Source organism: Nonomuraea sp. NPDC003754 (assembly GCF_053605785.1).
Genome location: NZ_JBSGJX010000004.1, coordinates 207,776 through 230,989, shown reverse-complemented (window position 1 = coordinate 230,989; position 23,214 = coordinate 207,776). Strand labels below are relative to the sequence as shown.

The 23,214-nt window shown below is 71.0% G+C and carries 23 protein-coding genes; 15 read left to right on the top strand and 8 right to left on the bottom strand.

The features are described from left to right. Positions 1 to 80: 80 nt before the first annotated feature. The 6 genes from clpB to ACWEVS_RS07465 form a co-directional block, all read right to left on the bottom strand. Positions 81 to 2,648, bottom strand: a complete 2,568-nt coding sequence (gene clpB / locus ACWEVS_RS07490; RefSeq protein ID WP_449915300.1) for an ATP-dependent chaperone ClpB — start codon at positions 2,646 to 2,648, stop codon at positions 81 to 83. A gap of 4 nt (positions 2,649 to 2,652) precedes the next feature. Further along, positions 2,653 to 3,015: a heat shock protein transcriptional repressor HspR gene (locus ACWEVS_RS07485; RefSeq protein ID WP_449915297.1), complete on the bottom strand. Its 363-nt coding sequence runs from the start codon at positions 3,013 to 3,015 to the stop codon at positions 2,653 to 2,655. Then, positions 3,008 to 4,192, bottom strand: coding sequence for a molecular chaperone DnaJ (gene dnaJ / locus ACWEVS_RS07480; protein ID WP_449915296.1), 1,185 nt, complete (start codon positions 4,190 to 4,192; stop codon positions 3,008 to 3,010). The genes ACWEVS_RS07485 and dnaJ overlap by 8 nt, the downstream gene beginning before the upstream one ends. A 24-nt stretch (positions 4,193 to 4,216) precedes the next feature. After that, positions 4,217 to 4,810 (bottom strand): nucleotide exchange factor GrpE, encoded by a 594-nt coding sequence (grpE, locus tag ACWEVS_RS07475; protein ID WP_449915294.1) that lies wholly within the window; start codon positions 4,808 to 4,810, stop codon positions 4,217 to 4,219. Between the two features lie 2 nt (positions 4,811 to 4,812). Beyond that, positions 4,813 to 6,675, bottom strand: a complete 1,863-nt coding sequence (dnaK, locus tag ACWEVS_RS07470; RefSeq protein WP_354907836.1) for a molecular chaperone DnaK — start codon at positions 6,673 to 6,675, stop codon at positions 4,813 to 4,815. 281 nt (positions 6,676 to 6,956) lie between these two features. After that, the gene (locus ACWEVS_RS07465; protein WP_452550415.1) at positions 6,957 to 7,376 is read right to left on the bottom strand and encodes a hypothetical protein; all 420 of its coding nucleotides are present in this window, start codon (positions 7,374 to 7,376) and stop codon (positions 6,957 to 6,959) included. Between the two features lie 442 nt (positions 7,377 to 7,818). Between ACWEVS_RS07465 and ACWEVS_RS07460 the strand changes: the two genes are divergently transcribed. The 6 genes from ACWEVS_RS07460 to ACWEVS_RS07435 all read left to right on the top strand — a co-directional run bounded on the left by ACWEVS_RS07460 (position 7,819) and on the right by ACWEVS_RS07435 (position 13,610). Further along, a complete protein-coding gene (locus ACWEVS_RS07460) occupies positions 7,819 to 8,706 on the top strand; it encodes a proline dehydrogenase family protein (protein WP_452550413.1) in 888 nt (295 codons plus the stop codon). A 434-nt stretch (positions 8,707 to 9,140) separates the two neighbouring features. After that, a complete protein-coding gene (gene proC, locus ACWEVS_RS07455) occupies positions 9,141 to 9,935 on the top strand; it encodes a pyrroline-5-carboxylate reductase (RefSeq protein ID WP_354907832.1) in 795 nt (264 codons plus the stop codon). Between the two features lie 86 nt (positions 9,936 to 10,021). Then, on the top strand, positions 10,022 to 10,336 hold the full coding sequence (locus ACWEVS_RS07450) for a hypothetical protein (RefSeq protein ID WP_449915287.1): 315 nt from the start codon (positions 10,022 to 10,024) through the stop codon (positions 10,334 to 10,336). Positions 10,337 to 10,381: 45 nt separating this feature from the next. Next, positions 10,382 to 11,713, top strand: a complete 1,332-nt coding sequence (locus ACWEVS_RS07445; protein ID WP_449915286.1) for an efflux RND transporter periplasmic adaptor subunit — start codon at positions 10,382 to 10,384, stop codon at positions 11,711 to 11,713. Continuing rightward, positions 11,710 to 12,429, top strand: a complete 720-nt coding sequence (locus tag ACWEVS_RS07440; protein ID WP_452550412.1) for an ABC transporter ATP-binding protein — start codon at positions 11,710 to 11,712, stop codon at positions 12,427 to 12,429. The genes ACWEVS_RS07445 and ACWEVS_RS07440 overlap by 4 nt, the downstream gene beginning before the upstream one ends. Beyond that, positions 12,426 to 13,610: an ABC transporter permease gene (locus tag ACWEVS_RS07435; protein ID WP_449915283.1), complete on the top strand. Its 1,185-nt coding sequence runs from the start codon at positions 12,426 to 12,428 to the stop codon at positions 13,608 to 13,610. Before ACWEVS_RS07440 ends, ACWEVS_RS07435 begins: the two co-directional genes overlap by 4 nt. A gap of 163 nt (positions 13,611 to 13,773) precedes the next feature. Here ACWEVS_RS07435 and ACWEVS_RS07430 read toward each other — a convergent pair whose 3' ends face one another. Together ACWEVS_RS07430 and ACWEVS_RS07425 are read right to left on the bottom strand one after the other, a co-directional pair. Further along, positions 13,774 to 14,418, bottom strand: a complete 645-nt coding sequence (locus ACWEVS_RS07430) for a response regulator (protein ID WP_449915281.1) — start codon at positions 14,416 to 14,418, stop codon at positions 13,774 to 13,776. Then, complete coding sequence (locus tag ACWEVS_RS07425; RefSeq protein WP_452550410.1) at positions 14,415 to 15,509, bottom strand: sensor histidine kinase; 1,095 nt, start codon at positions 15,507 to 15,509, stop codon at positions 14,415 to 14,417. Before ACWEVS_RS07425 ends, ACWEVS_RS07430 begins: the two co-directional genes overlap by 4 nt. A 117-nt stretch (positions 15,510 to 15,626) precedes the next feature. Between ACWEVS_RS07425 and ACWEVS_RS07420 the strand changes: the two genes are divergently transcribed. The 9 genes from ACWEVS_RS07420 (at position 15,627) to ACWEVS_RS07380 (ending at position 23,211) form a co-directional block, all read left to right on the top strand. Next, the gene (locus ACWEVS_RS07420) at positions 15,627 to 16,790 is read left to right on the top strand and encodes an acetoin utilization protein AcuC (RefSeq protein ID WP_449915276.1); all 1,164 of its coding nucleotides are present in this window, start codon (positions 15,627 to 15,629) and stop codon (positions 16,788 to 16,790) included. Between the two features lie 203 nt (positions 16,791 to 16,993). Beyond that, complete coding sequence (locus ACWEVS_RS07415; protein WP_354907822.1) at positions 16,994 to 17,776, top strand: phosphatase; 783 nt, start codon at positions 16,994 to 16,996, stop codon at positions 17,774 to 17,776. A gap of 312 nt (positions 17,777 to 18,088) precedes the next feature. After that, complete coding sequence (locus ACWEVS_RS07410) at positions 18,089 to 18,292, top strand: helix-turn-helix domain-containing protein (RefSeq protein ID WP_026214222.1); 204 nt, start codon at positions 18,089 to 18,091, stop codon at positions 18,290 to 18,292. Between the two features lie 153 nt (positions 18,293 to 18,445). Continuing rightward, on the top strand, positions 18,446 to 18,544 hold the full coding sequence (locus tag ACWEVS_RS07405; RefSeq protein ID WP_018654693.1) for a 30S ribosomal protein bS22: 99 nt from the start codon (positions 18,446 to 18,448) through the stop codon (positions 18,542 to 18,544). A gap of 20 nt (positions 18,545 to 18,564) precedes the next feature. Then, positions 18,565 to 19,545 carry an NAD-dependent epimerase/dehydratase family protein gene (locus ACWEVS_RS07400; protein WP_449915275.1) on the top strand — a complete coding sequence of 327 codons (981 nt, stop codon included), beginning with the start codon at positions 18,565 to 18,567 and terminating at the stop codon, positions 19,543 to 19,545. A 23-nt stretch (positions 19,546 to 19,568) separates the two neighbouring features. Further along, positions 19,569 to 20,438, top strand: a complete 870-nt coding sequence (locus ACWEVS_RS07395) for a lysophospholipid acyltransferase family protein (protein ID WP_354907818.1) — start codon at positions 19,569 to 19,571, stop codon at positions 20,436 to 20,438. Between the two features lie 109 nt (positions 20,439 to 20,547). Beyond that, positions 20,548 to 21,129, top strand: a complete 582-nt coding sequence (locus ACWEVS_RS07390; protein WP_452416336.1) for an RNA polymerase sigma factor — start codon at positions 20,548 to 20,550, stop codon at positions 21,127 to 21,129. A 2-nt stretch (positions 21,130 to 21,131) separates the two neighbouring features. Beyond that, positions 21,132 to 22,187, top strand: a complete 1,056-nt coding sequence (locus ACWEVS_RS07385; RefSeq protein ID WP_452550408.1) for an LCP family protein — start codon at positions 21,132 to 21,134, stop codon at positions 22,185 to 22,187. A gap of 16 nt (positions 22,188 to 22,203) precedes the next feature. Beyond that, positions 22,204 to 23,211, top strand: a complete 1,008-nt coding sequence (locus ACWEVS_RS07380; RefSeq protein ID WP_452550406.1) for an alpha/beta fold hydrolase — start codon at positions 22,204 to 22,206, stop codon at positions 23,209 to 23,211. The last annotated feature ends 3 nt before the right edge of the window (positions 23,212 to 23,214 follow it).

The following is a 23,214-nucleotide window of genomic DNA, read 5'->3' as shown; positions in this document are numbered from 1 at the left end:
GAGCACGCGACGGGGCCACGCGGACGTGACAAGGCCCCGGACGGGGATCCGCCCGAGGCCTTGTGGTTCAGGGGCCAGGGTCAGGCGCGGCCGATGGTCAGCTCGTCGTCGCCCAGGTCGACCAGGACCGTGTCGCCGTCGACCACCTCGCCGGACAGCACCGCCTTGGCCAGCTTGTCGCCGATCGCCGACTGCACCAGCCGCCGCAGCGGCCGCGCGCCGTACATCGGGTCGTAGCCGGTGATCGCCAGCCAGTCGCGCGCCGCCGGGGTGACGTCGAGCGCGAGCCGCCGGTCGGCCAGCCGCTGGGCGAGCCGGTCCACCTGCAGGTCGACGATCTTCGTCAGCTCCTCCGTGCCGAGCGCGTCGAAGAGGATGACGTCGTCGAGCCGGTTGAGGAACTCCGGCTTGAACGACGCCCGCACCGCGCCCATCACCGCGTCGCGCTTGGCGCCGTTCTCCAGCTTCGGATCGACGAGGTACTGCGAGCCGATGTTGGAGGTCAGGATGAGGATCGTGTTGCGGAAGTCGACCGTGCGGCCCTGCCCGTCGGTCAGCCGGCCGTCGTCGAGCACCTGCAGCAGGATGTCGAAGACCTCGGGGTGCGCCTTCTCGACCTCGTCCAGCAGGACGACGGTGTAGGGGCGCCGCCGTACGGTCTCGGTGAGCTGGCCGCCCTCCTCGTAGCCGACGTAGCCGGGAGGCGCGCCGACCAGGCGGGCGACGCTGTGCTTCTCGGAGTACTCGGACATGTCGATGCGGGTCATCGCCCGCTCGTCGTCGAACAGGAACTCCGCCAGCGCCTTGGCCAGCTCGGTCTTGCCGACGCCGGTCGGGCCGAGGAACAGGAACGAGCCCGTCGGCCGGTCGGGGTCGGCGATGCCGGCGCGGCTGCGCCGCACGGCGTCGGAGACGGCCTGGACGGCTTCGCGCTGCCCGATGAGGCGCCTGCCGAGCTCGTCCTCCATCCGCAGCAGCTTGGCGGTCTCGGCCTCGAGCAGCCGCCCGGCGGGGATGCCGGTCCACGAGGAGATGACCTCCGCGATGTCGTCGGAGCCGACCTCCTCCTTGACCATCTGCTGCTCGGGCGTCTCCTGGGCGGCGGCCAGCAGTTCCTTCTCCAGGCGGGGAACCTCGTCGTACAGGAGCCTGGAGGCGTCGGCGTAGTTGCCGTCGCGCTGGAAACGTTCGGCGGCGCCGCGCGCCTCGTCGAGCTGCTTCTTCAGGTCGCCGACCCGGTTGAGCCCGTCCTTCTCGCGCTGCCACCTGGCCACGAGGGCGTTGAGCTCCTCCTGGCGGTCGGCCAGCTCGGCACGCAGCCGTTCGAGGCGCTGCAGGGAGGCCTCGTCGGTCTCCTTGGCCAGGGCCAGCTCCTCCATCTTCATCCGGTCGACGTTGCGCTGGAGCTGGTCGATCTCGACGGGACGCGAGTCGATCTCCATGCGCAGCCGCGAGGCGGCCTCGTCGACCAGGTCGATGGCCTTGTCGGGGAGGAAGCGGTTGGTGATGTAGCGGTCGGACAGCGCCGCGGCGGCCACGAGGGCGCTGTCGGCGATCTGCACCTGGTGGTGGGCCTCGTAACGGCCCTTCAGCCCGCGCAGGATGGCGATGGTGTCCTCGACGGACGGCTCGCCGACGAACACCTGCTGGAAGCGCCGCTCGAGCGCCGGGTCCTTCTCGATCCGCTCGCGGTACTCGTCGAGGGTGGTGGCGCCGATCATGCGCAGCTCGCCGCGCGCCAGCATCGGCTTGAGCATGTTGCCCGCGTCCATGGCGCCCTCGGCGGCGCCCGCGCCGACCACGGTGTGCAGCTCGTCGATGAAGGTGACGATCTGCCCGTTGCTCTCCTTGATCTCGGAGAGCACGGCCTTGAGCCGCTCCTCGAACTCGCCGCGGTACTTCGCGCCCGCCACCATCGCGCCGAGGTCGAGCGAGACGAGCTTCTTGTTGCGCAGCGACTCGGGCACGTCACCGGCGACGATCCGCTGCGCCAGCCCCTCGACGACGGCGGTCTTGCCGACGCCCGGCTCGCCGATCAGCACCGGGTTGTTCTTGGTGCGGCGCGACAGCACCTGCACCACGCGCCTGATCTCGGAGTCGCGCCCGATCACCGGGTCGAGCTTGCCGCTCCTTGCCCGCTCGGTCAGGTCGACGCCGTACTTCTCCAGCGCCTGGTAGGTGTCCTCCGGCGTCTCGCTGGTGACCCTGGCGTGCCCGCGCACCTTCTCGAACGCGTCGAGCAGCGCCTGCGGCGTGGCCCCCGAGTTCTTCAGCAGCGTGGCCATCTCGCCGCCGTCGGTCGCGAGACCGACCAGCAGGTGCTCGGTCGAGACGTACTCGTCCTCCAGGCGCTTGGCCCGCTGCGCGGCGGTGTTGATCACCGTCAGCACCTGACGCGAGCTGGAGGGCGCGCTCACCGTGGCGCCCTGCGCCTTCGGCAGGGCCGCCAGCGCGGCCTCCACCTTGGCGCGCAACGCCTTCCAGTCGGCGCCGACCGCTTCGAGCAGAGGTACGGCGGTGCCGCCCGTCTGGGAGAGGAGGGCGGCCAGCAGATGGGCCGGCGCGATCTCGGGATTTCCTTCGGTGGCCGCCCGGCGCATGGCGACCGACAGCGCTTCCTGGCTCTTCTGCGTGAGCTTGTAGTCCATGTATTCAGGCCCCCGGTGGCAACTCGTAGCGGATCAGCGCCTTGACCATGGACACTTCGGCTCTGAGGCGGTGAACCTCCTCACGCAGCCTCAGCGCTTCGTTCTCCAGCTCAAGAATCCGCTTGATGCCGGCGAGGTTGATGCCCTCCTCCTGGGACAGGCGCTGCACCTCGCGCAGCTGGATGATGTCTCGCATGGAGTAGAGGCGGCCGCGGCCCGCCGTACGGCCCGGGCAGACCAGCCCGAGGCGGTCGTACTGCCGCAGGGTCTGCGGATGCAGGCCGGACAGCTGGGCGGCCACCGAGATGACGTAGACGGGTGTCTCGTCCGACAGGTTGAAGTAGTTGGCGTCCATCGGCCTACTCACTCCTGGCACGTTGGATGAGGTCGGCCCGAGGGTCCTCGTTCGCGGTGGCGGTGCGGAACTCGTTCAGCAGCTCGCGCGACTTGTCGTCGAGCTCCTGCGGCACGAGCACCTCCACCGAGGCGAGCAGGTCGCCCTTGGTGCCGTCCTTACGGGTGGCCCCCCTGCCGCGGACCCTGAACGTGCGGCCGTTGGGCGTACCCGCCGGAATGCGCAGAGTGACAGGCAGGCCCTTGAGGACGGGCACCTTGATCTCCGCGCCGAGCGCCGCCTCGGTGAAGGTGACGGGAACGGTGATGGTCAGGTTGTCGCCCGACCGCCCGAACACCGCGTGCGGCTTGACGTGAGTCTGGATGTAGAGGTCGCCCGCCGGCCCGCCGTTCTCGCCGGGCGCGCCCTTGCCTTTGAGCTTGACCCGCTGCCCGTCGGCCACCCCGGCCGGGATGCGCGCCTGGATGGTGCGGGTGCTCTTGGCCCGCCCGCTGCCGTCGCAGACCGGGCAGGGGTCGTCGACGAGCAGCCCGCGGCCCTTGCAGTCGCGGCAGGGCTCGGAGAAGGCGAAGTTGCCCAGGTTACGGCTGGCCGCACCGGTGCCCTCGCAGGTCGGGCAGACCCGCGGGGTCGTGCCGGCCTTGGCTCCGGTGCCGCTACAGGCCTTGCACGCCGACGACGTGGTCAGCCTCAGCGAGACGGTGTGGCCCTCGACCGCCTCGGTGAAGGAGAGCGTGACCTCGGACTCGATGTCCTGGCCGCGGCGCGGCCTGGTCGTCGTGCCCGTGGTGCGGGTGCTCCCGCCGCCACCCCTGTTGAACAGCCCGCCGAACAGGTCGCCGATGCGCTCGCTCGTGCTTCCGCTGTGCTGGCCGGTGCCGCCGAACAGGTCGCCGAAGTCGAACGGGAAACCACCGCCACCGCCGCCGGGCCGCGGCGCGCCCATGCCCGATCCGAACAGGGTGCGCGCCTCGTCGTACTCCTTGCGGCGCTTGCTGTCCGAGAGCACGTCGTTGGCCTCGGAGATCTCCTTGAACCTGGCCTCCTTGGCGGAGTCACCCTGGTTGGCGTCCGGGTGGTACTGCCTGGCCAGCTTCCGGTAGGCCTTCTTGATCTCTTCGGCGGTGGCGGTTTTCGGCACACCAAGGACGGCGTAGTAATCCTTCTCCAGGTAGTCCTTGGTGCTCATCTATGGCGTCCTTTCGGGGGGTTCTCAGTTGTCGTCGGACGCGGCCGGGGCGTCCTCGGGTTCGGCGACCGCGACCCTTGCCGGGCGCAGCACCCGATCACCGATGCGGTAGCCGAGCTGCAGCACCTCGATGGCGGTCGGCTCGGTCACCTCCGAGGAGTAGCTGTGCATCAGCGCCTCGTGGACCGTCGGGTCGAAGGGCTCGCCCTTCTGGCCGAACGGGGTCAGCCCCAGCTTGGTGACGACCGCCTCCAGCGACTCGGCGACCTTGGCGAAACCGCCGGTCAGTTCGCCGTGGTCGCGAGCCCTGCCGATGTCGTCGAGGACCGGCAGCAGCTCGGTGAGCGCTCCGGCGACCGCCTGCTCGCGGACCGCGACCCGGTCGCGCTCGACCCGCCTACGGTAGTTGGTGTACTCCGCCTGCAGCCGCTGCAGGTCCGCGGTGCGCTCGGCCAGGAGGCCGGTGTCGCCCCCCGCGACAGGCGCGGCGTCCGCCGGAGGAGCGGCCGGGGCCGGCTCCTCCTTGGCGGTCCTCGCCTGACCCGTCTTGGGGTCGATCTTGCGGTTGTCGCGGATCACCGGCTCTGACTCGGGCCCGTTATCGCGCGGCTCAGACATCGTCACTGGTCCTTCTTGGGCTGGTCGTCGTCCACGATCTCCGCCTCGACGACGTCGTCGTCGCCGCCGGCCTTGGCCTGGCCGGTCTCGCCCTCGGGCGTGGGGCCGGCCTGCTGCTGGCTCTGAGCGTAGATCGCCGAACCCATCTTCTGGCTGACCGTGGCCAGCTTCTCCGCCGAGGTGCGGATCGTGTCGGTGTCGGTGCCCTCGAGAGCCTTCTTCAGCTCGGCGAGCGCGTCGTTCACCTCAGTCTTGATCTCACCGGGGACCTTGTCGTCGTTCTCGCGGAGGAACTTCTCCGTCTGGTAGGCGAGGCCGTCGGCGTTGTTGCGGACCTCGGCCTCCTCACGACGCTTCTTGTCCTCCTCGGCGTAGGACTCGGCCTCGCGCATCATGCGCTCGATGTCGTCCTTCGGCAGCGCCGAGCCGCCGGTGATCGTCATCGTCTGCTCCTTGCCGGTGCCAAGGTCCTTGGCGGAGACGTTGACGATGCCGTTGGCGTCGATGTCGAAGGTGACCTCGATCTGCGGGATGCCGCGCGGGGCCGGGGCGATGCCGGTCAGCTCGAAGGTGGCCAGCTTCTTGTTGTAGGAAGCGATCTCACGCTCGCCCTGGTAGACCTGGATCTGCACCGACGGCTGGTTGTCCTCGGCCGTGGTGAAGACCTCCGAGCGCTTGGTCGGGATCGTCGTGTTGCGCTCGATGATCTTCGTGAAGATGCCGCCCTTGGTCTCGATGCCGAGGGACAGCGGGGTCACGTCGAGCAGCAGGACGTCCTTGACCTCACCCTTGAGCACGCCCGCCTGGAGCGCGGCGCCGATCGCCACGACCTCGTCGGGGTTGACGCCCTTGTTCGGCTCCTTGCCGCCGGTGAGCTCCTTGACCAGCTCGGAGACGGCGGGCATACGGGTCGAACCACCGACGAGCACCACGTGGGCGATGTCGGAGACCTTGATGCCGGCGTCCTTGATGACCTGGTGGAACGGGCCCTTGGTCCGCTCGAGCAGGTCGGCGGTCAGGCGCTGGAACTCCGAGCGGGTCAGCTTCTCGTCGAGGTGCAGCGGGCCCTCGGAGGAGGCCGTGATGTAGGGCAGGTTGATGTTGGTCTCGGCCTGGCTGGACAGCTCGATCTTGGCCTTCTCCGCCGCCTCGCGCAGGCGCTGGAGGGCCATCTTGTCCTTGGCCAGGTCGACGCCGTGGGCGTTCTGGAAGCGCTTGACCAGCTCGTCGACGACGCGCTGGTCCCAGTCGTCGCCACCGAGGTGGTTGTCGCCGGAGGTGGCCTTCACCTCGACGAAGCCGTGGCCGTCCTCCTGGCCGACGTCGAGCAGGGACACGTCGAAGGTGCCGCCGCCGAGGTCGAAGACCAGGATGGTCTGGTCCTTGTCCTTGTCGAGGCCGTAGGCGAGGGCCGCGGCCGTCGGCTCGTTGATGATGCGAAGCACGTTGAGGCCCGCGATCGTGCCGGCTTCCTTGGTGGCCTGGCGCTGGGCGTCGTTGAAGTAGGCCGGGACGGTGATCACGGCGTCAGTGATCTTCTCGCCCAGGTAGGCCTCGGCGTCCTGCTTGAGCTTCTGCAGGACGAAAGCGCTGATCTGCTGCGGGGAGAACTTCTTCCCGTCGATCTCCGTGGACCAGTTGGTGCCCATCTCGCGCTTGACCGAGCGAATCGTCCGGTCCACGTTGGTGACGGCCTGACGCTTGGCCACCTCACCGACGAGGACCTCGCCGTTCTTCGCGAAGGCGACCACGGACGGCGTGGTCCGCGAGCCCTGCGCGTTGGCGATGACGGTGGGCTCACCGCCCTCGAGGATCGAGACGACGGAGTTGGTCGTCCCCAGGTCGATACCTACCGCACGTGCCATGAGTACGTCCTTGTAGTCAAAGTTGAGCTTGTTGGGCTCAACCTATGGACCGACGAATGGTTTGTCAAACGAGTTGAGCCTATGCGACTCAACCTCTGGGTGCGCACCGACATTCCCGGCGAGGGGGCTTTTCCGAGTGACTCACGATCCTGAACGACAGGCGGCACCCCCGCGGTTCCAACCCGGTGCGGACGCACACGGCGACGGCCGCCCCTCGGGGACGGCCGTCGTGTGGGTTCGGCTTCTCCAGCGCCTGCGCCGGCGCTTCTCTGGCGTCTTCTCTAGCGCCGCCCGGCGCCGTCGACGATCTTGCGTTTCCCGATCGGCGCCTTCAGCTTGACCGTCGTGGTCTTCTGGATGGCGATCTCGATGCAGGAGACGTTCTGGGCCTTGGCCGCCGTGCCCTCGTAGAGGGTGACGGTCACCTGCTTGGCCGTCTCCTTCACCGCCACCCTGTCGAGCACCGCGCACGGCTCGACACCCGACCACCAGACCAGCTTGACCAGGCGGTCCTTGGCCTTGGCGCTCTCGAACCGGACCTTACGGGTGTTGACGGTGTCGCCGACCGGTTTGACCTTCTTCGGCGACGGGGTGGGGGAGGTGGAGGGTGTGCTGATCACCGGCTGGGCGGCGACGGGCTGGTGGGGGTTCGGGCGGGCTGCCGTGTCAGTGGCGGCCGCGCCGCAGCTCAGGGTCAGCATCAGACACCCGGCCACGAGGGCTGTAGTCCGCATACCCGTATGACGGATCCCGCGACGCCCCGGTTCACCCTCCCACCGCCCATCCTTCGCGCCGGCCCGCGCCCGCCTTCCGAGCGAATCGCCCTCCGACCGTCGCGGTGTCTCGGCCGGTCCTGCCCGCAGGCGTCGGGTGACCGCCTCGGGCCCTTCCCGCAGGCGTCGGGTGACCGTCTCGGGCCCTTCCCGCAGGCGTCGGGTGACCGTCTCGGGCCCTTCCCGCAGGCGTCGGGTGACCGTCTCGGGCCCGTCGGTCCTGCCCGCGGACCTCGGGGGACGGTCTCGGGGTGTCGGCGCCGGCCTCCCGGGGTGGCCACGTCGGGGTGCTCCTGGCGGGCCGTACCGAGGGTCGCGGGAGAGATCGGGGCGGTGATCCACAGGCGATGCGGGGGTTTACGCTGATGATGTGCTGCGTCACGTTCTCCTGGCCGCCTCGCGAAGCGAGCGCGCCGAGCGTCTCATCGCCTCGTCCCCGCTGACCAGGGGAGTGGTCAGCCGCTACGTGGCCGACGACGTGGGCGCCGTCGTCCACGACCTGTCACACCAGGGCCTGCTCGTCACCGTCGACCACCTCGGCGAGGACGTCACCGACAGGACACAGGCCGAGCGCGAGGTCCGCGCCTACCTCACCCTCCTCGAAGGTCTCCCCTCGGGAGCCGACGTCTCCGTCAAGCTCACCGCCCTCGGCCTGCGCCTGTCGGAGCAGTTCGCCCTCGACAACGCCGCGTCGGTCTGCGAGGCCGCCGCGGCCAGGGGCGTGACGGTCACCCTCGACGCCGAGGAGCACGACACCATCGAGGCCCAGCTGTCGATCCACTCGACCCTCCGCAAGGAGCATCCCGACGTCGGCGTGGTCGTCCAGTCCTACCTGCGCGCCGCGCCTGAGCGCTGCGCGAAGCTCGACAGCGCCAGGGTACGGCTGTGCAAGGGCGCGTACGTGGCGCCCGAAGCGCTGTCGTACACCTCACCGAGGGACATCGACCGCAGCTACGTCCGCTGCCTCAAGACACTCATGGCGGGCACCGGCTACCCGATGGTCGCCACCCACGACCCGCGCCTGATCGAGATCTCCGCCGCGCTGGCCGTCCTCCACGGGCGCGACACCACCGGCTTCGAGTTGCAGATGCTGTACGGCGTGCGGCCCGCCGAGCAGCGGCGGCTGGCGGGGGTCGGCTCGCAGGTCAGGGTGTACGTGCCGTACGGCGACGACTGGTACGCCTACCTCATGCGCCGCCTGGCCGAGCGCCCGGCCAACCTGACCTTCTTCGCCCGCTCGCTCTTCTCCCGGGACTGAGGCTCCCGGCGTTGCGACCGTCACGCTCTCCGGGTTCGAGGCCGCTCGCTTCCCTCCGGGAGTCGGGGTCGGGTGGCCCTCCCTCCGGGGCCGAGGCTGCTCGCGCCTCTCGCGGCTGGGGCCGAGACCGCCCGCTCCTTCTCCTGGGGGAGGCCGGTCGCTTCCCTCCTGGGGAGGAGGCCGGTCGGTCCTGTTCCGGGGCGGAAGCCGGTCGCTCCTCTCGCGGCTGAGCCCGGTCGTTATCCCGGGGCGGGCCGGTCGGGGATCCCCAGGGTCGGCGAAGAGGTCGTGGTCGAGTGTGCCGCTCCGGCGTGACCTCGCCAGGCCCGGCCTCGACGCCGTACCGGCCGCCGCCTTTTTCCGACGCGGTGCCGTACCGGCCGCCGCCTTTTTCCGACGCGGTGCCGCCACGTCGGACTAGGTAGGCTGCCCGCATGATTGCGATTCTGGGAACCGGCAAGATGGGCGAGGCCCTGCTGTCGGGGCTGCTGCGGGCCGGGTTCAAGCCGGGCGACGTCCTGGCGACCGCGCGCAGGGAGGAGCGGGCCCAGGCGCTTCGGGAGACGTACGGCGTGCGGACCGTGTCGAACACCGAGGCCGCCAAGGCCGCCGACACGCTGATCCTCGCCGTCAAGCCACAGGACATGGCCGCCCTGCTGGCCGAGATCGCCCCCTACGTGCCCGCCGACAGGCTCGTCATCTCGGCGGCGGCGGGCATCACGACCGCGTTCGTCGAGCAGCGGCTCGGGGTGGACGTGCCGGTGGTCAGGGTCATGTCGAACACGCCGATCAAGTTCGACGAGGCGATGAGCGTGATCTCGGCCGGCGCGTACGCGGGTGAAGAGCACCTGCAACGCACCGAGAACCTGCTCAAGCCGGTGGGCAAGGTGCTGCGGATCCCCGAGTCGCAGCAGGACGCGGCGACGGCGCTGTCGGGCAGCGGTCCCGCGTACTTCTTCTACCTGGTCGAGGCGATGGTGGACGCGGGCATCCTGCTCGGCATGCCGCGCGCCGCGGCGCTGGACATGGTCACGCAGTCGATCGTGGGAGCGGCGATCATGCTGCGTGACTCGGGGGAGCACCCGGTGATCCTGCGCGAGGCGGTGACCTCGCCCGGCGGCACGACCATCGCGGCGATCGCCGAGCTCGAACGGCACAGCGTGCGCGCGGCCTTCCTGGCCGCCATCGAGGCGGCCCGCGACCGCGGCCGCCAGCTCGCCTCCGGCTGACCGCAGGCTTCCGGCCTCACGCATGTCCTGCGGTCGGCCCGCTGTTAGGAAACCGGGTCGTCTTCGGCATCACGCTGTTCGGCCCGTTGATCCCCCTCGGCTCCGAGCTGATCACCGGCGCGTACGGCGAGACCGCCTACGGCCTCGTCCTGTCCGCCGGCGGCGCGGGCACGATCGTCGGCGGCCTGGTCGCCCTGCGGGTCCGCCCGGCCAGGCCGCTGGCGGCGGGCGCGGCCGGGCTGCTGCTGTTCGCGCTGGAACCGCTGACGATCGCCCTCGGCGCGTCCCTCCCGGTCGTCATGGCGGGGCACGTGCTGGGCGGCGCCGCGTGGGCGTTCTGGTCGGTGATGTGGGCGACCAGCGTGCAGACCATGGTGCCGGGAAACGCGCTCACCAGGTAGGGGTACGGCAGGCGGTCGCCTGATGCGCCCTCTACGCTAGGCGGCGTGACGGTTCGTCGCGGTATCCCCCCGCTGCTCGTCCTGTTAGCGCTTACCGGCTGCACCGCCGAGGAGCCGCCTGCCTTCCAGCTCGCGCAGGTGCAGCGCGCCCCGGTCACGGAGGTCGTCGAGGCGCCCGCCACGATCGGTGCCAGGGCCACGGCCACGCTGCGCGCGCCCGCCCAGGGCACGGTGACCAAGCTGTACGTGCGTGACGGCGAGAAGGTCGCCAAGGGGCAGATCCTGGCCAGGATCCGGTCCCCGCAGGCCACCGACCAGCTCGCCCAGGCGCGCAGGGCGGCGCGTCCCGTGCCCGCCCCCTCGACGCCGCGCCTGGCGAGCATCGACACCAGCGCCTTCGACCGCAAGGTGGCCAGGCACTTCGCCAAGGCCAGGGCGGAGGCCCGCAAGGTGGACGACGCGGCCGCGCGCAGGCAGCTGCTGTCCGCCATCGACATGGCCGAGACGCAGCACAAGGCCAACAAGCAGGCGCTGTCGCAGATCACCGCGTCGCTCAGCCGTACCGTCAGCGGCTTCACCAGCGGGCTGACCGCCTCGATGTCGTCGCTGCAGGCGGCCTCGCGCACGCAGGCCAGGGTGGCGGTCAAGGCCGCCGAGTCCACGGTGAAGGCGCTCACCATCAAGGCGCCGTTCGGCGGCGTCGTCACGCTCGGGCGTCCTTCGGGCGGTGGCGGCTCCAGCGCGTTGAGCGGGCTGCTCGGGCAGATCCCCGGCGGGGCGGCGCCGCAGCTGCCCGCCGTACCGGCGGGCGGGTCGTCGGGCGGCGGCGCGCCGGTCGCGGTCGGCGTGCCGGTGTCGGCGGGCGACCCGATCGTGACGGTGACCGACGTGTCCAAGCTGACGCTCTCCGCCGACATCGACGAGACCGACGTGCTGCTGGTCAAGCCCGAGACCCGCGCGGAGATCGAGCTGGACGCGGTGCCCGGCGCGACCTACACCGCCACGGTGACGGGCGTCGGCATCCAGCCCATGGAGGCCACCACCGGCGGGGTCAGCTACCCCGTGCAGCTGTCCCTCGGCTCCGGCGCCTTCGACGACGGGTCCGCGGCGCCCACCCCCAAACCCGGCATGAGCGCGGTCGCCAGGCTGACCGTCCGCGAGGCGCCCTCCGCCGTCGCCGTGCCCGCCTCGGCGATCGTCTCGAGCGGGCGGGAGAGCGTCGTCTGGATCTCGTCCGCCGGTACGGCCCAGCGGCGCGTGGTCAAGCTCGGCGCCCAGGGCGACGCGATGGTCGAGGTCGTGAGCGGCCTGACCGTGGGCGAGCGCGTGGTGGTCAAGGGCGCCGACGCGGTACGGCAGGGCCAGCCGCTGTCATGACCCCCGCACTGGAGGCCGTCGACCTCACACGCTCCTACCAGCTCGAAGGCGTCTCCGTGGACGCCCTTCGCGGGGTGAGCCTGCGGATCGACCAGGGCGAGTTCGTGGCGATCGTCGGGCCGTCCGGGTCGGGCAAGTCGACGCTGATGCACCTGCTCGGCTGCCTCGACCGGCCCACGTCGGGCGCGCTGCGGGTGAACGGCACCGAGATGTCCACCCTGTCCGACACCGCGCTCGCCGAGCTGCGCAACAGGACGATCGGGTTCGTCTTCCAGTCGTTCCACCTGCTCGGCCGGACGTCGGCCGTGGACAACGTGGCGCTGCCGCTGGTGTACCGCGGGGTGGGGAAGGCCGAACGGCGGACGCGGGCGCGGCGGGCGCTGGAGGCGGTGGGGCTGGGGCACCGGCTCGACCACCGGCCCTCGCAGATGTCGGGCGGTGAACAGCAGCGGGTGGCGATCGCGCGGGCACTGGTCGGCGAGCCGTCGGTGCTGCTGGCCGACGAGCCGACCGGGAACCTGGACACCCGCAACGGGGACGAGGTGATGGCGATCCTCGACCGGCTGAACGCCGACAGCGGGGTGGCCATCGTGCTCGTCACCCACGAGCCGGACATCGCGGCCCACGCGCGCCGCCAGATCCACGTGCGCGACGGCCGGGTGGAGCTGGACACCGCGCACCGGCCCGCCGCGACCGGCGAGGAGGCAGACACGTGAGGGGCGCGGAGGCGTTCTTCATGGCGCTGGAGGCCCTCAGGGTCAACCGGCTGCGCAGCACGCTCACCATGCTCGGCGTCATCATCGGCGTCCTCGCCGTCGTCGTCCTCGTCGCCATCGGCTCCGGCGCCAAGAACGCCATCGAGCGCGAGATCTCCGGCCTGGGCAGCAACATCATCCTTGTCGTCCCCGGCCAGCTCAGCGTCGGCGCCGTCCCGACCCAGAGCAGGATGAACCTGTCCGACGCCGCCTACGTCCGCCGCGTCGTCGGCGACCCCGGCAAGGTGACCGTCTCCGTCCAGTCCGGCGAGACCGTACGCGTCGGCAGGAAGGATGCCTTCGTCACGATCGTCGGCACGGACGAGAACCTGCCCAACATCTTCCAGCGTCCCCTCGACCGCGGCCGCTACCTGACCGAGACCGACGTCGACACCCGGCGCAGGGTCGCGGTGCTGGGCGCGGAGGTGGCCGACGAGATGTTCGGCGACGTCGACCCCGTGGGCCGCCAGATCACCGTCTCGGGCGCCCGCTTCCGCGTGGTCGGCGTCTACACGACGGTCGGCGCGACCTTCGGGGTGGCCCGCGACAAGGAGGTGCACGTCCCCGTCACCACCGCGCAGCGGCTGATCGGCGCCAGCAGGATCAACGGGATCGCGGTCGGCGCCTCGGGCCCCGACGAGATCGAGCCGCTCCAGCGGAAGGTCGTGGCCGCCCTGGGCGAGCGGTATCCGGGCGAGCGCTTCTCCGCCGTCACCCAGACCCAGCTGCTCGGCACCATCGGCAGCGTCCTCGGCATGCTCACCGGCGTGCTCGCCGCCATCGCGGGCATCTCGCTGCTGGTGGGCGGGGTCGGCGTGTCCAACATCATGCTCGTCAGCGTCCGCGAACGCACCCGGGAGATCGGCCTGCGCAAGGCGCTCGGGGCGCGCCAGCGCGACATCCTCGCCCAGTTCCTCATCGAGGCCGTGCTGCTGACCACCATCGGCGGCCTGGTCGGCATCCTGCTGGGTGTGGGCGGCGCGCTGGCCATCCAGGCGCTCACGCCCGTGCCCGCCGCCATCACCTGGTGGTCGATCGCGCTGGCGTTCGGGGTGTCGGCCGCGGTGGGCGTCTTCTTCGGGGTCGCCCCGGCACGCCGGGCGGGCCGCCTCGACCCGGTCATCGCCCTGCGCGCCGAGTGACCCGCGCGAGGCCCGGTCATCGCCCTGCGCGCCGAGTGACCCGCGCGAGGCCCGGTCATCGCCCTGCGCGCCGAGTCACCCGGGCGAGGCCCGGTCATCGCCCTGCCGCCGAGTGACCCGGGCGAGATCCGAGAGTCGATGGCCGGTCAGGCGTCGCGCTGCTTCAGCCCCCGGGGGTGACCAGCCCGCGCTCGTAGGCGACGATCACCGCCTGCGCCCTGTTGCTGACGTCGATCTTGGCGAACACCGCGGTCACGTGGTTCTTCACGGTGCTCGGCGAGACGGCGAGCCGTTCGGCGATCTCGGCGTTGGACAGGCCTTTCGCGATGAGCACGAGCACCTCCTGCTCCCGCGCGGTGAGCCCGTCGATCTCCGCGCGCGGCCGGCCGCCGCGGACGTAGGTGCGGATCAGCCCGGTCAGCAGGCGCGGCGCGACGGCCGCCGCGCCGCCGTGGACCACCCTGACGGCCTCGACCAGTTCCTCGGGCGAGACGTCCTTCGGCAGGAAGCCGTCGGCTCCGGCCCTGAGCGCCGTCACGACGTTCTCGTCCAGGTCGAAGGTGCTCAGCATGAGGATCTTGGTCTGCGCGAACTCGGCGACGATGGCCGACGTCGCCTCGATGCCGTCCACGCCGGGCATGTGCAGGTCCATGATGACCACGTCGGGGCGCAGCTCGCGGCAGCGCGCCACGGCGGCGGCGCCGTCGCCCGCCTCGCCGACCACGGAGATGTCGGGCTGGGCGTTCAGCATGAGCCGGTATCCGGTCCTGACGAGGGCGTGGTCGTCCACGAGCAGCACGGTGATCACAGCGGAAGCCTCGCACGGACCGCGAAGCCGCCGACCTCGCGGGGCCCGGTGAACAGCTGCCCGCCGCAGAGCGCCACCCGCTCGGCCATGCCCGCCAGCCCGAAGCCGCCGGGGGAGGACGAGGGCCCGGCCGTACCGTCGTCCAGCACCTCGACCTCGACCGCCCGCTCCTCGTAGCTGATCCGTACGGTGGCCCGCGCCCCGCGCGTGTGCTTGCGGGTGTTGGTGAGCGCCTCCTGCACGATCCGGTAGACGGCCAGGTCGATCGCCGCGGGCAGCGGCACGGGCGTGCCGTCCACCGCCAGGCTCGCCGGCAGCCCCGCCGCGCCGGCCTGCTCGACCAGCGCGGGCAGCCCGGCCGCGCCCGCCCCGGTCGCCTCGCCGCCGCCGGGGCCGTCGGCCCGCAGCACGTCGAGCAGGTGCCGCATCTCCGTCAGCGCCTGCCTGGCGGTCTGCTCGGCCGACAGCAGCGCCTCGCGGGCCTCCGGCGGATCCGGGGGCATGACCGCGCGCGCCCCGCCGACCAGCGCGTTGATCACGCTGAGGTGGTGGGCGACGACGTCGTGCAGCTCGCGGGCGATACGGCGGCGCTCCGCGCGGACCGCCTCGTCGGCGCGCTCCCTGGCCGAACGCTCGCGCAGCTCGACACGTGCCCTGACGAGCTGCCCCACGCCCACGGCCACCAGGTAGGAGGCGATGGCCAGGCTCTCCGTGGGAGTCCTCACCGCGAGGGCGATGCCGTAGGCGGTGGCGAGCGCGACAGCGGTGACCAGCGTCCTCCTGCCCTCGGTGTAGCGGCCGAGGCTGTAGAGGGCGATCAGCGCGGTGGTGGCCACCGAGTTGGTGCCGGTGAGGGTGCCGACGACGTCGAGCGCGGCGACGGCGACGGCGACGGGGATCGGGTGGCGGCGCCGGGCGAGAAGAGGGAGAGCGGAGGCCAGGAGCATGGCCCCGCCGGGGACGAGGGGCGGATCGCCGACGAGTCCGGCGACGAGGCCGACCACGGCGATGGTGCCGAGCACGATGACCAGCGTCGCGTCGAACACCTCGGGACGGCCGAAGAACCGCCATATCGCCCGCCCTACGCGCATGGCCTGAACCCTAACCAGTCGCCGCGGTCGCCGCGGGTCTCCGGGCGGCGGGGCCGGAGAGTGGATCATGTGGTGCGGGTTTCGCCCGGGTCACCGGCACTGCGGTAACGTCGGCGCATGAGCGAGTCGGTGCGAGTCGTCTGGGACGACGCCCTCACTGCCTATGATTTCGGCCCGGGTCACCCCCTCGCTCCCATCAGGGTCGAGCTGACCATGGCGCTGGCCCGCGAGCTCGGCGTTCTCGACCGGACCGAGGTCGTCGGCTGCGTACCGGCCACCGACGACGAGCTGGCCCTCGTCCACAAGCGTGACTACATCGAGGCGGTCAAGCGCGTCTCGGCGGACGGCCGTCCTGACCTGGCCGCGGGCCTCGGCACGCCGGACAACCCGTCCTTCGCGGGCGTCCACGAGGCCTCCGCGCTCATCGCGGGCGCCTCGCTGGCCGCCGCCCGCACGGTCTGGGAGGGTACGGCCGAGCACGCCGTCAACATCGCCGGCGGCCTGCACCACGCCATGGCCAACGTGGCCAGCGGCTTCTGCGTCTACAACGACCCCGCCGTGGCGATCGCCTGGCTGCTGGCGCAGGGCGCCTCGAAGGTCGCCTACGTCGACGTCGACGTCCACCACGGCGACGGCGTCCAAGCGCTCTTCTACGACGACCCCCGCGTGCTGACCGTCAGCCTGCACGAGAGCCCCCGCACGCTCTTCCCCGGCACGGGATGGCCGCAGGAGACCGGCGCGGAGGGCACCGCGGTCAACGTGGCGCTGCCCGCGGGGTGCGGCGACGAGGGCTGGTTGCGCGCCTTCCACGCGGTCGTACCGCCGCTGCTGAGGGAGTTCGCGCCCGAGATCCTGGTGACCCAGCACGGCTGCGACAGCCACGCGCTCGACCCGCTGGCCCACCTGATGCTGAGCGTCGACGGCCAGCGCGCCGCCTATGCCGCGCTGCACCGCCTAGCCCACGAGACGGCCGGCGGGCGCTGGATCGTCACCGGAGGCGGCGGTTACGAGCTGGTCCAGGTGGTGCCGCGGGCGTGGACGCACCTCATCGCCGAGGTGTCGGGCCATCCCGTCGACCCCTCGACGAGGACGGGCGCGGCCTGGCAGGCCCTGGTGCGCGAGCGGACGAGGGAGACGCCGCCGCTCACCATGACCGACGGGCGCACCCCGGCGTTCAAGGACCTGTCGGGCGGCTACGACCCGGCCGACGCCGTCGACCGCGCGATCATGGCGACGCGGCAGGCCGTCTTCCCCTACCACGGCCTCGATCCGATGCCCTGACGCCGCGGGCCCAGCACGTTCGTGGGCGTGCCTACGACGCGCCCGGGCGTCCGACGTGGGCGTGTCCGTGAGGCGTCCGGGCGTCCGACGTGAGCGTGCCTACGACGCGCCCGGGTGCCCGAGTCGTCGGAATTTCGCGGCCTGTGCGGTGGTTCAGACCATTCGTGGGCCGTTAGGCTCCGACAGGTGGGAAGGAGAGTCCATTGCTGACCCGCGACGAACTCCGCGAGCACCTGATCAGGACGCGCATCGCCGGAGATGTGGCCACCAGCAGGGAGAACAATCTCGACCACTACCGGTCCGTCGCGAACCGAGACCCTTACTTCCTCTTCGGCCTGACCAGTCTCGAGAACTGGTCCTACCGCGACGTCCTCGCCCAGATGGCCAAGTCGGCGGGTGTCGTCGCCGATCCCGGGCACCGCGAGGGCCAGGACACCATCGATCCCGAGCGCACGATCGACGCGCTCGACCTCATGGCCGACCGCATCGTCGGCGTGCTGGCCAGGCCGGCGCCGCGCGTGCTGTTCGCCACGGGGCATCCGACCGGTCTGCTCGCCATCCACCTGCCGCTGGCCGCGGCCGTGGCGGCCAGGGGCGCGACGCTGCTGAGCCCCGCCGAGGGCTGGACCTACTGGGGCGCCGGCTTCGGCAGGAAGCGCAAGATCCGCTACCTGGGCGACGTGGCGATGCTCGACGACCGGGGCGGCTTCGTGCACACGCACGACTCGGCGCCCATGGAGGCGATGCTGGCCGAGCTCGGCGACGCGCGTCCCGATCTGGTGATCGCCGATCACGGCTGGGCGGGAGCGGCCGGAGAGGCGGGCATCCCGACCGTCGGGTTCGCCGACAGCAACGACCCCGCGCTCTTCCTGGGCGAGGCCGAGGGCAAGATCGACGTGGTCGTCCCACTCGATGACAATGTGCTACCGCGCTATTACGCGCCGTTGACCGATCGGCTCGTCACACGAGTCTCACGAGCCCTTTGAGTCGAATTCGGCCCTCCCTATACCGTCTTTTCGCGCCTGCATTCCAAGAGGCTCGTCGTCCCTTTGCCAACTTTTGAGGGGCGCCGGGCGACTCTTATGTGTACGAACATAGACAGGTAGCACGTCCAGGCGAGGGGCACGGCCCGGCTGCTGGCCAGCAATTTCGCTGGTTTCGCTGACAGGCGGCTCCGATGACTGAGAAAGTAGGGGGTTTGCGCACTCGGAGTCCCGACTTACGCTGACGGCAGTACACGTGCGTGAGCAATGGCACCAGTGGGGATAACCCGGAAACACGTGCGGAAGAGGCGTCCGATGGGTGCAGGCGAAAGACCTCTCAGCGAGGTGAAGTTCCTGACCGTTGCCGAGGTGGCCACGGTCATGCGGGTGTCCAAGATGACGGTGTACCGGTTGGTGCACTCTGGCGAGCTGCCGGCCATCAGGGTCGGGCGCTCGTTCCGAGTTCCCGAGCAGGCGGTCCACGACTACCTCAGGGAGGCGTACATCGAGGCTGGGTAAGCCCGAGAGGTAGCGGTGTGATCGGTGGTCACATCGCGAGTGTTGCCACACGGTCACCCCCAGGGGGCGATCTACCGTGGATCGCCGGTAGTCTGTTGACCGGTGTGCGCTCGCACACCGATTCAGCCTTGCTATCAGTTACCTGGGGGTCCCGTGGGCTCTGTGATCAAAAAGCGCCGCAAGCGGATGGCCAAGAAGAAGCACCGCAAGCTGCTGAAGAAGACGCGCATCCAGCGTCGTAACAAGAAGTAGCCGCAGTCTGTGAGGCGCCGATGACCCACACCGTGCTTGTCACCGGGGTCTCGCGCCACGTCGGCGCCCGAGTGGCGAGCGTTCTCGCGGCGGACCCGGGCATCAGTCGCGTCATCGGAGTGGACACCGTGCCGCCGCCCTCGCTCACCCGAGATGGCGGCATCTCCCTCGGCCGGACGGAGTTCGTCCGGGTGGATCTTCGCAGCCCCGACATCGCTCAGGTGATCGCGGCGGCGGACATCGACATCGTTGTGCACATGAGCCTGGTCAGCGCTCCCTCGGGCAGCGCGGGCCGAGCCTCCATGAAAGAGCACAACGTGATCGGCACCATGCAGTTGCTCGGTGCCTGTCAGCGGTCGTCGACCGTGCGCCGCGTGGTGGTGCGTTCCACCACCGCGGTCTACGGCTCGTCGCCCAAGGATCCGGCGGTGTTCACCGAGGACGTCGTACCTCACGACAGCCCGTCTCATGGCTATGCCAAGGACGCGGCCGAGGTCGAAGGCTATGTCCGGGGCTTCGCGCGCCGCCGTCCCGATGTGACGGTGTCGACGCTGCGTTTCGCGAACTTCATGGGTCCCGGCGTCGACTCGCCGCTGACGCGTTATTTCAGCCAGTCCGTCCTGCCGTCCGTGTTCGGTTTCGACCCCCGGCTGCAGTTCGTCCACGAAGACGACGCGGTCGAGGTGTTGCGGCGGATGGCGCTGGACGACCACCCCGGCACGTACAACGTGACCGGGGAAGGCGTGCTTCTGCTGTCGCAGTGCGCGCGCCGGGCGGGCGCCATCACCCTCCCGCTCCTCTCGCCCGCCTTCCGCCTGCTGGGCGAGGCCGCTCGCGGCGCGGGCCTGGTCGACTTCTCGCCGGAGCAACTGCGGCTGCTGTGTCACGGCAGGGTCGTCGACGGCGCCAAGCTCGCGGCCGAGCTCGGCTGGAAGCCCAAGTTCACCACCGCGGCGGCTTTCGACGACTTCCTGCGGTCGAGGAGAGGTGTCCGGAGTTGAGCGCTTCGCCCGAAGAACGTCGGGTGATTCCCATCACCGATGCGCCCTCCTACGCGGGAGAGGACCACGACGACGCGATCGCCCGCCTGCTGGCCTTCCTGCGCCGCCGGATCGCCGGCGAGTACGAAGTGGACGAGTTCGGCTACGACTCCGAGCTCACCGACAAGGTCCTGCTGGAGCTGATCAGGCCGCTCTACCACCGGTGGTTCCGGGTCGAGACCGTCGGCCTGGACAACATCCCGGCCGACAGCGGCGCGCTGATGGTCGCCAACCACTCGGGCACGCTCCCCGTCGACGCCCTGATGATGCAGGTGGCCGTGCACGACGAGGGCGGGCGGGCGCTGCGACTGCTCGGCGCCGACCTGGTCTACCAGCTTCCGGTGCTCGGCCACCTGTCCCGCAAGACCGGCCACACCCTGGCCTGCCCCGAGGACGCCGACCGCCTGCTGCGCAAGGGTGAGCTCGTCGGCGTGTTCCCCGAGGGCTTCAAGGGCGTCGGCAAGCCGTTCTCCGAGCGATACCAGCTGCAGCGCTTCGGCAGGGGCGGCTTCGTCGCGTCCGCCATCCGCGCCGGCGTGCCGATCGTGCCCACGGCGATCGTCGGGGCGGAGGAGATCTATCCCAAGATCGGCGACCTGCGTTTCCTCGCGCGCCTGCTCGGCCTGCCGTACCTGCCGATCACGCCGCTGTTCCCGTGGTTCGGCCTGTTCGGCCTGATCCCGCTGCCGTCGAAGTGGATGATCGAGTTCGGCGAGCCGATCAGGACCGACACCTTCGAGCCGGCCGCCGCCGACGACCCCATGCTGGTCTTCGAGCTCACCGACCACGTCCGCGAGGTCGTCCAGCAGCTGCTCACGGCCCTGCGCCTGCGCCGCGGTCACGCCTTCTTCTGAGCCCCCCGGTACGGCACGCCGCACCCCTCGCGGGGGGCGCGTGAACCCGGATCGCCCCTGAGGGAGAGATACCGGGGACCGCGTCGATTCCACGAAGGGGGCCGGCCTGTTGACCGCGCCAACTCCTGTCGGGTTCAGGGACGACGAGCTGATCCGTGGCTCCCTGGCCGACCCTGAACAGTTCGCCGAGCTGTTCGACCGCTATGCGGGAATGCTGTACCGCTACGTCTCCCGGCGCCTGGGGCCCGAACCGGCCGATGACCTGGTCGGCGAAACCTTCCTGATCGCCTTCGCCAAGCGCAAGAAATACGACATGTCCTACACGGACGCGCGGCCGTGGCTGTTCGGCATCGTCACCAAGCTGCTCGCGCGCCACCACCGCAAGGAGGCCACCAGGTATCGGGCGCTGCTGCGGGTGCCGGCGGACGAGGTGGTGGAGTCGCCCGTGGAGCGGGTGCTGACGGGCGTGACGGCGCAGGCGGCGCGGCCGCTGCTGGCCGGCGCGCTCGCCGCGCTGCCCGCGAGGGACAGGGACGTCCTGCTGCTGATCGCCTGGGGCGATCTGGCCTACGAGGAGGTGGCGCAGGCGCTGTCCATCCCGGTCGGCACCGTGCGCTCCCGCCTCAACCGAGCGCGCAGGAAGGTCCGCGCCGCGCTCGGCGACACCAACCCGATGCTGGAGGAGGCGTGACCATGGACGACCTGAGGATGCTCCGCGACCTCGGCGACGAGTTGGAGCACGAGCCGCCCGCCACGCTGGCCGGCCGGCGCCGGAGCTTCATGGAGCGCCGCCCCCGCCGAGGGTTCAGGCTGGGCGGCTGGCCGATGCTGGGCCTGGCCGCCGTCGCGACCGCGGCGGCCGTCGCCGTCCCGATGGTGGTGCTCAAGGGCGGCGACCAGCTCACAGCCGGTACGGTGGCCCCGCCCGCGGGCGCGCGCCCGGCCAAGTCCGGCCAAGCGATCAACGTGCTGCTCGTCGGCTCCGACACCCGCGAGGGCGAGGCCAACGCGAAGTACGGCCCGATCCAGTCCAGGACCGGGGTGGGCGCCCGAGCGGACACGATCATCCTGCTGCACCTGTCGGCCGACGGGAGGAGCGCGGACGCGGTCAACCTGCCCCGCGACTCGATGGCGGAGCTGCCCTCCTGCGCGGGCGCGCCGGGCGGGCAGCGGATGCTCAACGCCGCGCTTGACGCCGGTGGCCTGCGGTGCGTGTGGGAGAGCGTCGAGAAGCTGACGAAGGTCAGGATCGACCACGCGGTGGAGGTGGACTTCGCCGGTTTCAAGACGATGGTCGACGCCGTCGGGACGGTGCGCGTGAAGGTGGACACCCCGATCGACGACAGGAAGTCGAAGCTGAAACTGCCCGCGGGGGAGCACGAGCTCAACGCGGAGCAGGCGCTGGGCTACGTCAGGCTCCGCGACTACGCCGACGGCAGCGATCTGTCGCGCATCAAGCGCCAGCACGGTTTCCTGGCCGCGATGGCGGCGGAGGTGCGGAGCGACCCGGCCAAGCTCGTCGCGCTCATCCGGGCCGCGAGCGAGGTGGTGACGACCGACGACGGGCTCGGTGTGAGCCAGATGGCCGACATCGCGAGGGGCGTGTCGGGCGCGAAACTGCACTTCTCCACCGTCCCGGTCGAACCACATCCGCAGGACCGCCACCGACTGCAGTGGAAGCAGCCCGAGGCTGGCCGGCTGTTCCAGGCCATCGCCGACGACCAGACTATTGGACTATCAGTCCAGTAAAAGTTATCGTCTGCGCATGAGAGCGTGGACGATCGCGGCGGGGGTGCTGGCGGGTGTGGCCATCGGGGCGGTCGCGGCCCGCGGGCGGCGCGCCCCTCACCCGGTGACGGCGCGAGGACGGGCCCTCACCGTCACCACCCCTGACGGCGTACGGCTGGCCGTGGAGGTCGACGAGCCCGACGCTCCGGCGTACGCCGTCGTGTTCGCCCACGGCTGGGTGCTCACCAGGCACTCGTGGCACTTCCAGCGGGAGGCGCTGGCCGGACGCGCGATGCTCGTCGGCTACGACCAGCGGGGGCACGGCGACTCCGGCGAGGGACCCGCCGACCGCCGCACGATCGAGCAGCTCGGCGAGGACCTGCACGCCGTCATCGAGGCCGTCGTGCCCCCGGAACTGCCCGTGGTGGTGGTCGGCCACTCGATGGGCGGGATGACGGTGATGGGCCTGGCCGCTTCCCGTCCCGCGCTGTTCGGCTCCCGCATCGTCGGCGCGGCGCTGGTCAGCACGTCGTCCGGCCGGCTCGGCGAGAGCACGTTCGGCCTGCGCGGCCCGCTGGGCAGGCTGGTGCCGCGGGTGACCCCCCTCGTCATGAACGGGCTGCGGGACTCCGTGATCAACCCGATGACGACGCTGCCTGTCACCCGCTTTCTCGCCTTCGGCCCGCGCAGGGAGCACCTGCGCTTCGTCAACCGCATGATCGCCGGTACGCCGGCTTCGGTGATGGCGGGCTTCTTCCACGGCATGCTCGCCCACGACAAGCTGGCGGCGCTGCAGGCGCTGGCCTCGGTGGAGACGCTGGTGCTGGTCGGCGCGCTCGACCGGCTCACACCGCCGGAGCACAGCCGCAGGATCGCCGCGGCGCTGCCGTCGGCCAGGCTGGTGGTGGTGCCGGGAGCGGGGCACATGGTCGGGCTGGAGAACCCCACGGCGGTCAGCCTGGAGCTGGCCGCCCTGCTGGAACGCTGCGCCGCGCGACCGCCGGTTCCCGGGCCGCCCGAAGGCGCGGGTGCCGCCGCCCTGTGAGCC

Bases quoted from the DNA above. Each gene is read 5' to 3' on its own strand.
- clpB (WP_449915300.1), bottom strand. From the start codon at position 2,648: ATGGACTACAAGCTCACGCAGAAGAGCCAGGAAGCGCTGTCGGTCGCC.
- dnaJ (WP_449915296.1), bottom strand. From the start codon at position 4,192: ATGAGCACCAAGGACTACCTGGAGAAGGATTACTACGCCGTCCTTGGT.
- grpE (WP_449915294.1), bottom strand. From the start codon at position 4,810: ATGTCTGAGCCGCGCGATAACGGGCCCGAGTCAGAGCCGGTGATCCGC.
- dnaK (WP_354907836.1), bottom strand. From the start codon at position 6,675: ATGGCACGTGCGGTAGGTATCGACCTGGGGACGACCAACTCCGTCGTC.
- ACWEVS_RS07465 (WP_452550415.1), bottom strand. From the start codon at position 7,376: ATGCTGACCCTGAGCTGCGGCGCGGCCGCCACTGACACGGCAGCCCGC.
- proC (WP_354907832.1), top strand. From the start codon at position 9,141: ATGATTGCGATTCTGGGAACCGGCAAGATGGGCGAGGCCCTGCTGTCG.
- ACWEVS_RS07440 (WP_452550412.1), top strand. From the start codon at position 11,710: ATGACCCCCGCACTGGAGGCCGTCGACCTCACACGCTCCTACCAGCTC.
- ACWEVS_RS07425 (WP_452550410.1), bottom strand. From the start codon at position 15,509: ATGCGCGTAGGGCGGGCGATATGGCGGTTCTTCGGCCGTCCCGAGGTG.
- ACWEVS_RS07420 (WP_449915276.1), top strand. From the start codon at position 15,627: ATGAGCGAGTCGGTGCGAGTCGTCTGGGACGACGCCCTCACTGCCTAT.
- ACWEVS_RS07410 (WP_026214222.1), top strand. From the start codon at position 18,089: ATGGGTGCAGGCGAAAGACCTCTCAGCGAGGTGAAGTTCCTGACCGTT.
- ACWEVS_RS07400 (WP_449915275.1), top strand. From the start codon at position 18,565: ATGACCCACACCGTGCTTGTCACCGGGGTCTCGCGCCACGTCGGCGCC.
- ACWEVS_RS07385 (WP_452550408.1), top strand. From the start codon at position 21,132: ATGGACGACCTGAGGATGCTCCGCGACCTCGGCGACGAGTTGGAGCAC.
- ACWEVS_RS07380 (WP_452550406.1), top strand. From the start codon at position 22,204: ATGAGAGCGTGGACGATCGCGGCGGGGGTGCTGGCGGGTGTGGCCATC.